Here is a 14,841-nt window from a genome sequence, read left to right as displayed (position 1 = left end):
GAGTGACAACCACAATCACGCCGCTGATCGCGGGCAACTGGAAAATGAACGGTTCGCGGGCCTCCCTCGAAGAACTGCAGCAGCTTGCCGGATTGCTGACCACCGGCGAGGCCCCCAGGGCCATGGTCGTCATCTGCCCACCGGCCACGATCCTGCACGCCGTCGCCTCGCAGGGCTCCACCAGCGGCATTCTCGCCGGCGGCCAGGATTGCCACGCCACCGCCTCGGGCGCCCATACCGGCGATATTTCGGCCGGCATGTTGGCCGATGCCGGCGCCCAATTCGTCATTGTTGGTCATTCCGAACGCCGCGCCGACTATGGTGAAACCGACCAGACCGTCCGCGCCAAGGCTGAAGCGGCGCTTGGGGCCGGCCTCAAGCCGATCATCTGCGTCGGCGAGACCGAAGCCGAACGCGATAGCGGCAAAGCAGAAGCTGTGGTCGCCGCGCAACTGGCCGGCTCCGTTCCAGACGCCGCCGAACACCATGAAATTATCGTGGCCTATGAGCCGGTCTGGGCCATTGGCACCGGCCGCACGCCGACCAATGACGAGATCGCCCAGATGCACAATCGCATCCGCGCCATCCTCACCGATCGTTTCGGCGACAAGGGCGCTTCGACTCGCATTCTCTATGGCGGCTCGATGAAACCGCAGAACGCCCGCGAGATTTTAAACATCGAAAACGTCAATGGCGGGCTGGTTGGCGGCGCTAGCCTCTTGGCAAAAGACTTTTACACCATTATCTCCGCCGTATAGCCGCGTCTGGACGCAATCGAGCCAATGCCTGTGCCGAATTTCGGCGCAGGCGTATGGCATTTGTTTGCGCCCAAGTGTATGACGCCCCATCTTTTGACGGACCGAGACTGAAACACGCATGGCAAACGTCCTGATTGTGGCCTATCTGCTGATCGTTCTGGCGCTAATTGCAGTGATCCTGCTGCAGCGCTCGGAGGGCGGCGCCCTTGGTATTGGCGGTGGCGGCGGTGGCTTCATGACCGCCCGCGGTTCGGCCAATCTGCTGACGCGCACCACGGCAATCCTGGCCACTTTGTTCTTCCTGACCGCAATCGGCCTGACCGTGCTCAGCGAATTCGATCGTGGCAGTTCGAGCATTCTGCAGGGCGCGACCACGGGTGGAGAAGAGGGCGCGGCACCGACCAGCGTGCTCGATGCACTCAATGCGCTGCAAGGCGATTCGGATCTCCCGGTTCCTGCCGCCGACGGCACAGTGACACCGCCAGCCGACGCAGCCGCACCCGCGGCGACCACTCCTGCACCGGCGACAACGACGCCAGCCCCAGCAGTGACCCCGGCTCCCGCCAGCGACCTTCCGGTTCCGGTGACGCCAACCCCCGAGCCCGCCACGCCCGCCCCGGCGGCGGCGCCCGAACCAACACCGGCCGCTCCGGCGACCAACTAAGCGCCGCAAGGCACCAAAGAGGGGGATGGAAACATCCCCTTCTTCTTTTTGTGTAGAGCGGTTTTCCCGCCCTGCGAATCGTTCCTGAATCTATGTAAGGTGAGCGCCCATGGCTCGGTACGTTTTCATCACCGGAGGCGTGGTCTCCTCATTGGGTAAAGGTCTTGCATCGGCGGCGCTTGGCGCGGTCCTGCAAGCGCGCGGCTTCAAGGTGCGGCTGCGCAAGCTCGACCCCTATCTCAACGTCGATCCGGGCACCATGTCGCCAACCCAGCACGGCGAGGTCTTCGTCACCGACGACGGCGCCGAGACCGATCTGGATCTTGGCCATTATGAGCGCTTTACCGGCCGCTCCGCCAACAAGCGCGACAACATCACCACCGGCCGCATCTATTCCGATATCATCGCCAAGGAGCGCCGCGGCGACTATCTCGGCGCTACGGTCCAGGTCATTCCCCACGTCACCGACGCGATTAAGAATTTCGTGCTCGAAGGCAATGAGGAATTCGATTTCGTCCTCGTCGAAGTGGGCGGCACTGTCGGCGATATCGAAGGCCTGCCGTTCTTCGAGGCCATCCGCCAACTCGGCAACGACCTACCGCGCGGCCAAGCCATCTACGTCCACCTGACGCTGATGCCCTATATTTCCAGCGCCGGCGAACTCAAGACCAAGCCGACCCAGCACTCGGTCCGCGAATTGCGCTCCATCGGCATTTCACCCGATATCCTGCTGGTCCGCTGCGATCGCCCCATTCCAGAAGGCGAAAAGAAAAAGCTCAGCCTCTTCTGCAATGTGCGCGAAAGCGCCGTGATCCAGGGCCTCGACGTCGCCTCGATCTACGACGTGCCGCTGGCCTATCACAAGGAAGGCCTCGACACCGAAGTGCTCGCCGCCTTCGGCATCACCGATGCGCCGACCCCGGATCTGACGGCCTGGACCGAGGTTTCCCATCGCCTCCACAATCCCGAGGGCGAGGTCAATATCGCCATCGTGGGCAAATATACCGGCCTCAAGGACGCCTATAAGTCGCTCAGCGAGGCGCTGGCCCATGGCGGCATCGCCAACCGGGTCAAGGTCAACCTGCAATGGATCGACAGCGAGGTGTTCGAGCGCGACGAACCCGCGCCTTACCTCGAACACGTCCACGGTATCCTGGTCCCCGGCGGTTTCGGCGAACGTGGATCGGCCGGCAAGATCGAAGCGGCGCGCTTTGCCCGCATCAAGGACGTGCCGTATTTCGGTATCTGCTTTGGCATGCAGATGGCCTGCATCGAGGCGGCCCGCAACATGGCCGGCGTCAAGAATGCATCATCCACCGAGTTCGGCCCCACCAAGGAGCCAGTCGTTGGCATGATGACCGAGTGGCTCAAGGGCAACGATACCGAGACCCGCAAGGACGGCACCGACCTGGGCGGCACCATGCGCCTCGGGGCCTATCCGGCCCAGCTCACGCGTGGTTCGCGCGTTGCCGATATCTATGGCACCACCCACATCTCCGAGCGCCATCGCCACCGCTATGAGGTGAACATGGACTACCGCAAGGTGCTCGAAAAGAACGGTCTGCTGTTCTCTGGCGTATCGCCGGATGGCAAGCTGCCCGAAATCGTCGAGCGCACCGATCATCCGTGGTTCATCGGCGTGCAGTTCCACCCGGAACTGAAATCCAAGCCGTTCGAACCGCATCCGCTGTTCGCCAGCTTCATCGCCGCCGCGATCGAGCAGAGCCGGCTGGTTTGACCGTGCTCGTCACGGAGCGGCTGGTCTTGCGCCGGCCGCGCCTGGACGATCTCGACGCCATGTTCGCCATCATGTCGAACCCGATGGCCATGCGCTACTGGTCGACGCTGCCGCACAGCAACATTGACGTGACGCGCGCTTGGCTGGACCAGATGATCGCCAGGACGAACGCAGGCGGCGAGGACTTCATCATCGAGCATGATGGGGTTGCGATCGGCACCGTTGGGGCAGGGCGTCTACCCAGCTTTGGCTTTATCATCCATCCCGACTTCTGGCGGCGGGGATTTGTCAGCGAAGCATCTCGGGCATTTCTGGACTATGTCTTTGCCAGAAGCGATGTGCCGCTGCTGCGCTCGGAAGTCGATCCGCGCAACATCGCGTCGCTGACAGTCCTCGGCAAGCTGGGATTTGTCGAAACGGGACGCGTTGAACGGGACTTCCAGTTGGGCGATGAATGGTGCGATACCATTTATCTTGAACTGATACGCCCCTGACGCCAGCGCACTGGCAACAGCCCAGGACACGACCATGGCCGATATCGTCAACCTCCGAACCGTTCGCAAGCGCAAGGCCCGGGACGCAAAAGCCGAGACCGCCGCGGAGAACCGCGTTGTGTTCGGCCGCACCAAGGTTGAAAAGAGCCTGGCCGAGGCCAAGTCCGAACTGACCAAAAAACGCCTCGACGGGCATAAGCTGGACGATTAAGCGCCACGCGGCGCAGCACAACAGGAGAGCCGCATGGCCCGGATCGTCGTCATCGGAGCAATGGGACACGTCGGCACCTATCTTGTGCCGCGTTTAGTTGAGGGGGGCCACGATGTCGTCGCCATCAGCCGGGGCAAGGCCAAGCCTTATGCGCCCAACCGCGCCTGGGATCGCGTTGAACACAAAGTCATGGACCGCGAACCCATGGAAGCGGACGGCAGCTTCGGCCCCGCCATTGCCGCACTCAAGGGCGATATCGTCATCGACATGATCTGCTTCACCCTGCCAAGCGCGCAGCAGCTAGCGGAGGCGCTGGCCGGCAAGGTCAGCCATTTCCTCCATACCGGCACGATCTGGACCCATGGTTTCTCCACCGTCGTGCCCACGCTAGAAGAGACACCCAAGCGTCCATTCGGCGATTACGGCGTCCAGAAAGCTGCCATCGAAACCTACCTGCTCGATCGCGCTCACCGCGACAGCTTCCCAGCAACCTTGATCCATCCCGGCCACATCGTCGGCCCCGGCTGGGCGCCGCTCAATCCTGCCGGGCATTTCAATCCGGCTGTGTTTTCAGCGATCGCGCGCGGTGAACCCCTGACACTGCCGAATTTCGGGCTTGAAACCGTCCACCACGTCCACGCCGACGATGTCGCCCAGATGTTCATGGCAGCAATCGCCAACTGGAGCAGTTCTGTCGGCGAAAGCTTTCACGCCGTCTCGTCCGGTGCGCTAACGCTGCGCTTCTATGCAGAGCATATGTTCCGCTGGTTCGGGCGTGAGCCAGACCTAAGCTTCCAGCCATATGAAGCCTGGGCGGCGGGGCAGGACCCCGAGGAGGCCAAGGCCACCTGGGAACACATCGCGCGCAGCCCCAATTGCTCCATCGCCAAGGCCCGGCGACTGCTCGGCTACGTCCCGCGCTACACCTCTTTGCAGGCTGTGGAGGAGGCGGTGCAATGGCTGATTGCGGACGGACAGGTAGCCGACCCCGCCAAATAATTTGGCGCACCCTCTTTGATTCGTCACACACCGCGTCTAGACAGGCGCCAACACTGTGTAAACGCAGCCGGGAAAGGGCTTTCCATGTCTTCGATCATCCACGTCCAGGGCCGCCAGATCTACGATAGCCGCGGCAACCCCACGGTCGAAGTCGATGTGGTACTCGATGACGGCAGCTTCGGCCGCGCCGCCGTGCCGTCCGGTGCCTCCACCGGCGCCCATGAAGCGGTCGAATTGCGCGATGGCGGCAAGGCCTGGCTCGGCAAGGGCGTGACCCAGGCCGTCGAAAACGTCAACTCAGTGATCTTCGAGGAAATCCAGGGCCTCGACGCCCTCGATCAGCTCGGCGTCGACCAGATCATGATCGAGCTCGATGGCACCCCCAACAAGTCGCGCCTCGGCGCCAACGCCATTTTGGGCGTCTCGCTGGCCGTGGCCAAGGCCGCCGCCGAATCGAGCGAACTGCCGTTCTACCGCTATATCGGTGGCCCGAACGCCCATGTCCTGCCGGTGCCGATGATGAACATCATCAATGGCGGCCAGCACGCCGATAACCCGATCGATATGCAGGAATTCATGATCCTGCCCGTCGGCGCCGAAACCCTGGCAGACGCCGTCCGCATCGGCTCGGAAATCTTCCACACGCTCAAGAAGGGCCTTTCGGCCGAGGGCCACAACACCGCCGTGGGCGACGAAGGCGGCTTCGCGCCGAACCTCAAGTCCGCCGACGAAGCGCTTGGCTTCATCATGAAGTCGATCGAAAAGGCCGGCTACCGCCCCGGCGAGGACGTGTTCCTCGGCCTCGATTGCGCCGCCACCGAATATTACAAGGGCGGCAAATATGCCATGGACGGCGAAGGCAAGAGCCTGTCGTCGGATGAGAACGTCGCGTTTCTCGCCGATCTCGCCGCCCGCTACCCGATCATCTCTATCGAAGACGGCATGGCCGAGGACGATTGGGAAGGCTGGAAGGCCCTGACCGACGCTATCGGCAAGAAGGTTCAGCTCGTGGGCGACGATCTGTTCGTCACCAACACAGAGCGCCTCGTCTCCGGCATCAAGATGGGCGTCGCCAACTCTATCCTGGTCAAGGTCAACCAGATCGGCACGCTGTCGGAAACCCTGAATGCCGTCGATACCGCGCACCGCGCCGGCTACACCTCGGTGATGTCGCACCGCTCGGGCGAGACCGAAGACTCCACCATCGCCGACCTCGCCGTTGCGCTGAACTGCGGCCAGATCAAAACCGGCTCGCTATCGCGCTCGGATCGCCTGGCCAAGTACAACCAGCTCATCCGCATCGAAGAGCAGATCGGCTCGTGGGCCAAGTATGCCGGCTACTCGGTGGTCAAGGGCCGCTAAGCCGTTTCACAGAAATGACGAAGCCCGGCAGCGATGCCGGGCTTTTTTTGTTGCAGGCGCGTTATCTCAAGACGCAGGTCGTCCAATCGTCCAGTTTACCCTGACGCTTGCGTTGTATTCCAACTGGGCGGGAATCGCGATGCTGAGAGGAATTCTCCCATCGCGGGTGGTTGGGATAGCTAGGTCGGCCTCGCCATAGTCCGGCGGACTCGCATCGCCATCGGTGACGTTGCTAATATCGACAAGGTCGACGCCGAGCGCCTCCGCATAGGCCGTAGCCTGCTCCAGAGCATCGCGAGCGGCGTCCTTGCGGGCTTCCAGCAAGGGAATGCGTTTGTTCTTGACGGTGAAATGGATGTTTTCAACCAGCAGGTCGCCTTCGGCCAAGGTCGAGATGATGCTCTCCAGGCCGGCCAGATTGGCCGTCGACATGTCGAATTTGGTCGTTGCGACGAAGTACGGTTTTTCGGTGCATTCCTCGCCATCGCGAAGAACCCTGAAGCCGCCACCGCAGAGATCGATCTCTCTTATGCTGTACTGAGCCGTTTCCAGCCTAAGTCCGCTTTGCGCCAGCCCGTCGACGGCAGCCCTGACCTGTTGCGCAATCGCCGGATGAGCGTCCCTCGCCTCGGCGAGCGTGTCGCCTTTGGTGACGACGCTGCCGGAAAATTCCGCCATTTCGGGCACAACCCAGAATTCACCTTGCCCCGCGATAGACATCGTGTTCGCAGCCGACGGCGCCTCTTCGGACTGCGCAAACACTGCCGTCGAACAACTGACGGCAAGCAGCAACGCAAGTGACATTCGTTTGAACGCAAACAATCTATGACCCCAATATTGTTAACGAATACCCGGGAGATTGCTGGCCCGATTATGGCTTAATAATAGCCGCGTCCTACTGAAACGCCGTCTCAGCAAAACTGCGCAACTTCCGCGAATGCAGCCGTTCGGCGGGCTGGTCGCGCAAGATTTCCATCGCGCGAAGACCGATCAGCAGGTGCCGGTTGACTTGGGTGCGGTAGAAGTCCGAGGCCATGCCGGGCAGCTTCAGCTCGCCATGCAGCGGCTTATCGCTCACGCAGAGTAACGTCCCATACGGCACCCGGAAGCGGAAACCATTGGCCGCGATCGTCGCGCTTTCCATATCCAGCGCCACCGCACGAGATTGGCTCAGCCGCTGGGTAATTTCGGCTTGGTCGCGCAATTCCCAATTGCGGTTGTCGAAGGTGGCCACTGTCCCGGTGCGCATGATGCGCTTGGTCTCGAGCCCTTCGAGCTGGGTAATCTCCTCCACCGCCTGCTCCAGCGCCACCTGCACTTCGGCCAGCGCCGGGATCGGTACCGATAGGGGCAGGTCAGCGTCCAGCACGTGGTCTTCGCGCACATAGGCGTGCGCCAGCACGTAGTCACCTAGTTCCTGCGAATTGCGCAACCCTGCACAATGCCCCAGCATGATCCAGGCATGCGGACGCAGCACGGCGATATGGTCGGTAATGGTCTTGGCGTTGGACGGGCCAACGCCGATATTGACCATGGTGATGCCGCGGCCACGATCCGCCGTTAGGTGATAGGCCGGCATTTGCGGCACGCGCGCCGTGGGTGTGCCGACCGTGCCGCCGCCCAGCCGTTCATTGGTGGTGATGACATTTCCCGGCTCGATGAAGCTCGTATAGTGCTCGTGCCCGGTCGCCATATGCTCCTTGGCCACGCGGCAGAACTCGTCGATGTAGAAGCCGTAATTGGTGAAAATCACGAAATTCTGGAAGTGATCGGCATCCGTCCCGGTGTAATGGCTGAGCCGATACAGCGAATAGTCGACGCGCGGCGCGGTGAACGCGGCCAGCGGGTAGGGTCCGCCTTTCGGGGGCACGAAGGTGCCATTGGCGATTTCGTCGTCGGTATTACCCAGGTCGGGCGCATCGAACACATCGCGCAGGGGAATATTAAGCTTGTTGAGCGCCTCGCCGTCGACCCGGTCGCTGGCCGCCACCGCGAAATGCAGCGGGATCGGGGTATCGGACTCCCCGATATCGATGGTGCCGCCGTGATTCTTCAAGATGACTGTGAACTGCTCTTGGAAATAGGTGCGGAACAGGTCCGGCGCCGTCACCGTGGTACGATAGATACCCGGTGTATGCAGGTAGCCGTAGGGCAGGGTGGATGAGCTTTTGCCGTAGCTGGTGGAGCGCACCTCGATCTGCGGGTAGCAGGCGCGCACCTTGCCCTCGGGGACGATGCCCTGGGCCAGCGCGTTCAGGTGGCCGCGGATAAAACCGGTATTGCGGTGATAGATTTCGGCGAGATAGGCCCAGGCTTTTTCAGGATCGGTGAAAGACTGCTTTTCAAGGCGCGGCGGGCTGATCGTTGTCATTCTTGTTCTCGTTTGCGGGCTCCGGATTGAGCCCCCCGTCTGGCGGACGATAGATTGCGATAACCCCATGCCATGACAGTTTATCGGCGTGGCGGCAATCTCGGCACGACGATCCATCGCTTTTCACACTTGAGTGAACCCCACTTTTCCTGCCGCAATTGCGCACCATCTTGATAGCAGTTCAAAGGACACGCAAGCGACCCATGCGCCCGGCGAACTAGGGATTTCCTTTTCGCCGCTTGTCCCCCAAGCCCTCAACAGTGCGGTGGGTGGATTTCCCCCAGGGCTGTGATGGTAGAGATACCGTTGCAGCCCTTTTTCTTGTCTCCACCATGTCGGTCCGCGCCATGTTCTGCGCCAAGGGCGTAGACGTAGAGCCGCGATTTCCGTAAGGGAAACCCGTTCCCCACCAGCAGCTCGCCCGCCGGTTTTCGGCGCCGCGGACATTCCATGGAGTGCAGCATGGCAGCCAAGATCATCGACGGAAAACTGTTTGCCGAAGGCCTGCGCACCCGCATCGCGGGCCATGTAGCGCGGCTGAAATCCGAACACGGCATTACTCCGGGCCTGGCAGTGGTCATCGTCGGCCATGATCCCGGCAGCCAGGTCTATGTCGCGCAAAAAGCCAAGCAGACCGTCGAAATGGGCATGCATTCCGAAAAATATGAATTGCCGGAAACGGTCAGCGAAGCCGACGTTTTGGCGCTGGTGGAAAAGCTCAATGCCGATCCGGCCATTCACGGCATCCTGGTGCAGTTGCCTGTGCCCAAGCATATTGATTCATTGAAGATCATCCAGACCATTTCGCCCGACAAGGACGTGGATTGCTTCACCCCGACCAGCGTCGGCAAACTGGTCATCGGGCTGCCGGGCCCGGTATCCTGTACGCCTCTGGGTTGCCTGATGCTGCTGCGCGACCAACTCGGCTCGCTCGCGGGACTGGATGCCGTCATCATCGGCCGCTCCAACCTTGTCGGCAAGCCGATGGCACAATTGCTGCTGGCCGATAATTGCACGGTCACCATGGCGCATTCGCGCACCAAGAACCTCGCCGAGGTCGTACGTCGTGCTGACATCGTCGTCGCTGCTGTTGGCCGACCGAAGATGATCCAGGGCGACTGGATCAAGCCGGGCGCTACGGTCATCGACGTCGGTATCAACCGCATCGATGCTCCCGAACGCGGGGAGGGCAAGACGCGCCTCGTCGGCGACGTCGACTATGCCGCCGCGGCCGAAGTCGCTGGCGCCATCACGCCGGTTCCCGGCGGCGTCGGACCGATGACCATCGCGTGCCTACTGGCCAATACCATCACCACCGCCTCGCTGATCAACGGCCTCGTGCCGCCAAGCGATCTGACGGCATGATCGGCGACGACCACGATCCAGGCGGCAAGGTCCGCCTGGCACTGCCGCCCGGCGTGCATGGCGATGCGATTTTCAGCGACCACCAACACCGCCAGATCATGCGGCGCTGGACCGGGGATCGCTTTCCGGATCGCTACAGCTTGTTTATCGGTATGAACCCCAGCACGGCCGATGCGACCGTGAACGATCCGACCTGCGCCCGTGAATGGAATTTCAGCCTGCGTGAGGGGTTTTCGGGCATGGCCAAGGGCAATGTCGGCGACTATCGCGCCACTGTCCCCAAGGCACTGCTGGCTCCGGGCGTGGTGGCGTCATCGCCCGCGAATTTGCCGTCGCTGATGGAGGCGGCCAAGGGAGCGAGCTTGGTGATCTTGTGCCACGGCAAGCTGAATCGCGCGCTGGTGGGGCCGGCCCGTGAGATCGTCGCGGCACTCCGCGCCCATGACATCAGGATCATGTGCTTCGGCACCAATGCCGATGGGAGCCCCAAGCACCCGCTGTATTTGCGGTTGGATACCAAGCTGGTGGAATACGAGGGGTAGGAGGGGGCAGACACCCTCATCCGGCGCTGCGCGCCACCTTCTCCCCGGCGGGGAGAAGAATAGGAAGTCGCCCCTTATCTAGGGCACCGTGCCCGCAAGATTCCTCTCCCCATCTGGGAGAGGGTGGCCCACAGAAGCGGAGGTCGGGTGAGGGTGTCTGCCCTACGCCGTCCCTGCCAGATAAAACCGCCGCGCCACCGTATGATCGCGCAGTGCGGTCGCCTGCAATTTCCCCGTCAACGCATCCACGACCACGCCGGTATCCACCACCGCTGACGCATCCACCATCACGCTGGTGAAAGGCGGCCGCATCCCCAGCCGGACTTCCTCCAGCAGGTCGAACAATATCGCCCGCACGTCGCCACGCCCCGCGCAGGCGACACACTGAAACCCATCGGCATGCCCATGCCCGGTATTGGCCGCCAGCCGCACCAGCGCCGTGCCGCTGTCAAGCGGCAATAGCCGCCCGGCGGTGGTCACCAGCGTCACCGGGATCTGGTCGGCTCTGAACTGAACCGCGGCGCTCATCACTCGGCCGCCGCTACTGCTGGGCCGGGGATGTAGTTCAGGATGGGCCCGAGCCAGCGTTCGACTTCGGCCACGCCCATGCCCTTGCGCTCGGCATAGTCGAGCACTTGGTCATGTTCGACCTTGGCCACACCGAAATAATAGCTCTCGGGATGCGACAGGTAGATGCCCGACACGGACGAGCCCGGCCACATGGCAAAGCTCTCGGTCAGCGTCACGCCAGCATGTTTCTCGGCGTCCAGCAGCTTGAACAGTGTCGTTTTCTCGGTGTGGTCCGGCTGCGCGGGATAGCCGGGGGCAGGGCGGATGCCGCGATAGGGTTCGCCGATTAGGTCCTCGGGCTGCAGGGTCTCGTCGGCCGCATAGCCCCAGAACTCGCGACGCACCTTCTCGTGCATCTTTTCGGCGAAGGCTTCGGCGAAACGGTCCGCCAAGGCCTTGACCAGGATTGACGAATAATCGTCGTTCTTCTGCTCGAACTTTTCAGCGATCGCCACTTCCTCGATGCCGGTCGTGACCACGAACCCGCCGACATAGTCGGGCTTGCCGCTATCGACCGGCGCGATGAAATCGGACAGGGCGATATTCGGCTTGCCATCACGGCGGCTGAGCTGCTGGCGCAGCGTGAACAGCGTTGCCAGTTCGTCCTTGCGGCTTTCGTCGGTAAACAGGCGGATATCGTCGCCCACGGCATTGGCCGGCCAGAAGCCTACCACGCCACGCGGCTCGAACCACTTTTCGTCGATCACCAGCTTGAGCATGGCTTGCGCATCGGCAAACAATTGCCGCGCCGCCTCGCCCTGCTTTTCGTCCTGCAGGATCGCCGGGTAGCGCCCCTTAAGCTCCCAGGTCTGGAAGAACTGGGTCCAGTCGATGTACTTGGCCAGTTCCTCAAGGCTGAAGTCAGCGCTAGTGAACGTCCGCGTTCCGAGGAAGCTCGGTACGGGCGGCGTATAGCCGGCCCAGTCCGGCTTGAAGGCATTGGCGCGTGCCTTGATCAGCGGCAGGCGTTGCTTGTCGTTCTCGGCCCGCTCATGCGCCGCTGCTGCCTTAGCATATTCGGCCCGTACGTTCTCGATGAATGCAACCTTGGTGTCGGGCGACAACAGGTTAGACACAACGCCCACCGCACGGCTGGCGTCGTTCACGTAGACCGTCTGCCCGGCATGGTAGCGGGGGTGGATCTTCACCGCGGTATGCACACGGCTGGTCGTGGCCCCGCCGATCAGCAGCGGGATGTTGAACCCCTCGCGCTCCATTTCGCCAGCGACATGGGCCATCTCGTCCAGCGACGGCGTGATAAGCCCGGAGAGCCCGATGATGTCGACATTCTGCTCGCGCGCCGTCTGCAAAATCTTGGCGACCGGCACCATGACGCCGAGATCGATGATCTCGTAATTGTTGCAGGCCAGCACGACGCCAACGATGTTCTTGCCGATGTCGTGCACATCGCCCTTCACCGTCGCCATCAGAATCTTACCGGCGCTCTGGCGTTCGCTGCCACCGCCATTGGCGAGCTTTTCGGCTTCCATGTAGGGCAAGAGCAGCGCCACGGCCTGCTTCATCACCCGGGCGGATTTCACCACCTGCGGCAGGAACATCTTCCCCGAGCCAAACAGGTCGCCGACAATGCTCATCCCGGCCATCAACGGGCCCTCGATGACATGCAACGGCCGCGCTGCCGCCTGCCGGGCTTCCTCGGTATCGGCATCGATGAATTCGGTAATGCCATTGACCATGGCATAGCCGATGCGCTCCTCGACGGACTTATCGCGCCAGCGCAGATCCTTGGCGGCGGCTTCCTTGCCGCTGGCACCGCGATATTTTTCGGCGATCTCCAGCAGGCGGTCGGTTCCGTCAGCGCGGCGATTGAGGATCACGTCCTCGCAGGCATCGCGCAGTTCCCGGTCGATGGATTCATAGACGGCCAACTGCCCGGCATTGACGATTCCCATGTCCATGCCATTCTGGATGGCATAGTACAAAAATACAGCATGCATGGCTTCGCGCACGGGCTCATTGCCGCGGAATGAAAAGCTCAGGTTCGAGATACCGCCCGAAATGTGGACATGGGGCAGGGTGTCGGTGATGATCTTGGTGGCTTCAATGAAATCGACGCCGTAATTATTGTGCTCTTCGATGCCGGTCGCGATGGCGAACACGTTCGGATCGAACACGATATCTTCCGGCGGGAAACCCACTTCCTCAGTCAGCAGCTTATAGGCCCGCGTGCAGATTTCGACCTTGCGCGCCAGCGTATCGGCCTGGCCCTGCTCGTCGAACGCCATCACCACCACGGCGGCGCCATAGGCGCGCACCAGACGGGCATGATGCAGGAAAGCCTCTTCGCCTTCCTTCATCGAGATTGAATTGACAAGCGCCTTGCCCTGAACGCACTTCAGGCCGGCCTCGATCACTTCCCATTTGGAACTGTCGATCATGATTGGCACGCGGGCGATATCGGGCTCGGCGGCGATCAGATTGAGGAACTCGACCATGACCGCCTTGGAGTCGATCAGGCCTTCATCCATGTTGATGTCGATGATCTGGGCGCCATTCTCGACTTGGTCGCGCGCCACGGCCAGGGCAGCGGTATAGTCGCCAGCCGTGATCAGCTTCCGGAAGCGGGCAGAACCCGTGACGTTGGTGCGCTCGCCCACATTGACGAAGGGAATGTCCTTGGTCAGCGTGAAGGGCTCCAGGCCCGACAGGCGCATTTGTGGTGCGATCTCGGGCACCTTGCGCGGCGGATGTGGACGGACCGCGGCGGCGATGGCGCGAATATGGTCCGGCGTGGAACCGCAGCAACCGCCGACGATATTGATCAGCCCCTCGGCAGCGAAGCGCCCGAGTTGCTCGGCCATGAGTTCGGGCGTTTCGTCATAGCCGCCAAATTCGTTGGGCAGGCCCGCATTGGGATAGGCGCAAACGAAGGTGTCGGCGATGGCCGAAATCTCGGCGATATGCCCACGCAGCAGGTCAGCACCCAAGGCGCAGTTCAGCCCGATGGTGAACGGGCTGGCGTGGCGCAGCGAATACCAGAACGCCGTCGGTGTCTGACCGGACAACGTGCGGCCGGACAGATCGGTGATCGTCCCCGAAATCATCATCGGCAGGCGAATGCCCTTTTCAGCAAACACTTCCTCGGTCGCGAACACTGCGGCCTTGGCATTCAGCGTGTCGAAAATGGTCTCGATCAGGATGACATCAGCGCCGCCGTCAATCAGCCCGCGCACCTGCTCACTATAGGCAATACGCAGCTCATCGAAGCTGACCGCCCGGAAACCGGGATTGTTCACGTCCGGCGAAATCGAGGCCGTGCGATTGGTGGGCCCCAGCGCTCCGGCCACGAACCGGCGTACGCCGTCCTCAGCGGTTGCCCGATCGAGTGCCCGTCGTACAATCCGCGCGCCCTCGAAATTCAACTCATATACAACGGCTTCCATGCCGTAATCGGCCTGGGCGATGCTGGTGCCGGAGAAGGTATTGGTCTCCACGATATCCGCACCCGCCTTCGCATAGGCATAATGGATATCCTCCAGCGCCTTGGGCTCGGTCAGGATCAGCAGGTCATTGTTGCCCTGCAGTGGCTTCTGCCAATCCTTGAACCGGTCGCCACGGAAATTGTCCTCGGTATAGCCGAGCCGCTGGATCATAGTGCCCATGGCGCCATCGAGGATCAGGATACGCTCGCGCGCCGCCGCCGTCAGCGCCGCCAGAATTTCGGCGCCGTCGCGGAGGGCAGGGGGAGTTGATGAAGTTGAATCTGAGCTCATCATCGTCGTCCTATCTGATCGTTCTAGGCAGTC

General features: G+C 61.9%; 13 protein-coding genes. 9 read left to right on the top strand and 4 right to left on the bottom strand.

Going from position 1 to position 14,841, the window contains the following annotated elements; all coding sequences use genetic code 11:
• The first annotated feature begins 2 nt into the window (after window positions 1-2).
• The 7 genes from tpiA to eno all read left to right on the top strand — a co-directional run bounded on the left by tpiA (window position 3) and on the right by eno (window position 6,226).
• Entirely contained in the window at window positions 3-758 is a 756-nt protein-coding gene (gene tpiA, locus JWP26_RS17635; RefSeq protein ID WP_299730765.1) for a triose-phosphate isomerase, read from the top strand.
• A 118-nt stretch (window positions 759-876) separates the two neighbouring features.
• Window positions 877-1,422 (top strand): preprotein translocase subunit SecG, encoded by a 546-nt coding sequence (gene secG, locus JWP26_RS17630; RefSeq protein ID WP_299730764.1) that lies wholly within the window; start codon window positions 877-879, stop codon window positions 1,420-1,422.
• A gap of 109 nt (window positions 1,423-1,531) precedes the next feature.
• Window positions 1,532-3,160, top strand: a complete 1,629-nt coding sequence (locus JWP26_RS17625; protein WP_299730763.1) for a CTP synthase — start codon at window positions 1,532-1,534, stop codon at window positions 3,158-3,160.
• Between the two features lie 2 nt (window positions 3,161-3,162).
• Window positions 3,163-3,654, top strand: coding sequence for a GNAT family N-acetyltransferase (locus tag JWP26_RS17620; RefSeq protein ID WP_299730873.1), 492 nt, complete (start codon window positions 3,163-3,165; stop codon window positions 3,652-3,654).
• 34 nt (window positions 3,655-3,688) lie between these two features.
• Window positions 3,689-3,865, top strand: coding sequence for a DUF4169 family protein (locus JWP26_RS17615; RefSeq protein ID WP_299730762.1), 177 nt, complete (start codon window positions 3,689-3,691; stop codon window positions 3,863-3,865).
• A 33-nt stretch (window positions 3,866-3,898) separates the two neighbouring features.
• Window positions 3,899-4,864, top strand: a complete 966-nt coding sequence (locus JWP26_RS17610; RefSeq protein WP_299730761.1) for an NAD(P)-dependent oxidoreductase — start codon at window positions 3,899-3,901, stop codon at window positions 4,862-4,864.
• Between the two features lie 84 nt (window positions 4,865-4,948).
• Window positions 4,949-6,226, top strand: a complete 1,278-nt coding sequence (gene eno / locus JWP26_RS17605) for a phosphopyruvate hydratase (protein WP_299730760.1) — start codon at window positions 4,949-4,951, stop codon at window positions 6,224-6,226.
• Between the two features lie 66 nt (window positions 6,227-6,292).
• On the opposite strand, the gene JWP26_RS17600 is transcribed toward eno, so the two are convergent.
• Together JWP26_RS17600 and JWP26_RS17595 are read right to left on the bottom strand one after the other, a co-directional pair.
• The gene (locus tag JWP26_RS17600) at window positions 6,293-7,048 is read right to left on the bottom strand and encodes an SIMPL domain-containing protein (protein ID WP_299730759.1); all 756 of its coding nucleotides are present in this window, start codon (window positions 7,046-7,048) and stop codon (window positions 6,293-6,295) included.
• 73 nt (window positions 7,049-7,121) lie between these two features.
• The gene (locus tag JWP26_RS17595; RefSeq protein WP_299730758.1) at window positions 7,122-8,597 is read right to left on the bottom strand and encodes an AMP nucleosidase; all 1,476 of its coding nucleotides are present in this window, start codon (window positions 8,595-8,597) and stop codon (window positions 7,122-7,124) included.
• Window positions 8,598-9,059: 462 nt separating this feature from the next.
• On the opposite strand from JWP26_RS17595, the gene folD reads away from it, so the two are divergent.
• A complete protein-coding gene (gene folD / locus JWP26_RS17590) occupies window positions 9,060-9,962 on the top strand; it encodes a bifunctional methylenetetrahydrofolate dehydrogenase/methenyltetrahydrofolate cyclohydrolase FolD (RefSeq protein ID WP_299730757.1) in 903 nt (300 codons plus the stop codon).
• Window positions 9,959-10,504: a DUF1643 domain-containing protein gene (locus JWP26_RS17585; protein WP_299730756.1), complete on the top strand. Its 546-nt coding sequence runs from the start codon at window positions 9,959-9,961 to the stop codon at window positions 10,502-10,504. The genes folD and JWP26_RS17585 overlap by 4 nt, the downstream gene beginning before the upstream one ends.
• 162 nt (window positions 10,505-10,666) lie before the next feature.
• On the opposite strand, the gene JWP26_RS17580 is transcribed toward JWP26_RS17585, so the two are convergent.
• Both JWP26_RS17580 and metH read right to left on the bottom strand, forming a co-directional pair.
• Window positions 10,667-11,032, bottom strand: a complete 366-nt coding sequence (locus JWP26_RS17580; RefSeq protein ID WP_299730755.1) for a hypothetical protein — start codon at window positions 11,030-11,032, stop codon at window positions 10,667-10,669.
• Window positions 11,032-14,811, bottom strand: a complete 3,780-nt coding sequence (gene metH, locus JWP26_RS17575) for a methionine synthase (RefSeq protein WP_299730753.1) — start codon at window positions 14,809-14,811, stop codon at window positions 11,032-11,034. Before metH ends, JWP26_RS17580 begins: the two co-directional genes overlap by 1 nt.
• Window positions 14,812-14,841 lie beyond the last annotated feature (30 nt).

This window comes from Devosia sp. (assembly GCF_028290435.1).
GTDB lineage: Bacteria > Pseudomonadota > Alphaproteobacteria > Rhizobiales > Devosiaceae > Devosia.
The sequence above is the reverse complement of the archived record's forward strand: the minus strand, read 5'-3'. Positions and strand labels throughout refer to the sequence as shown.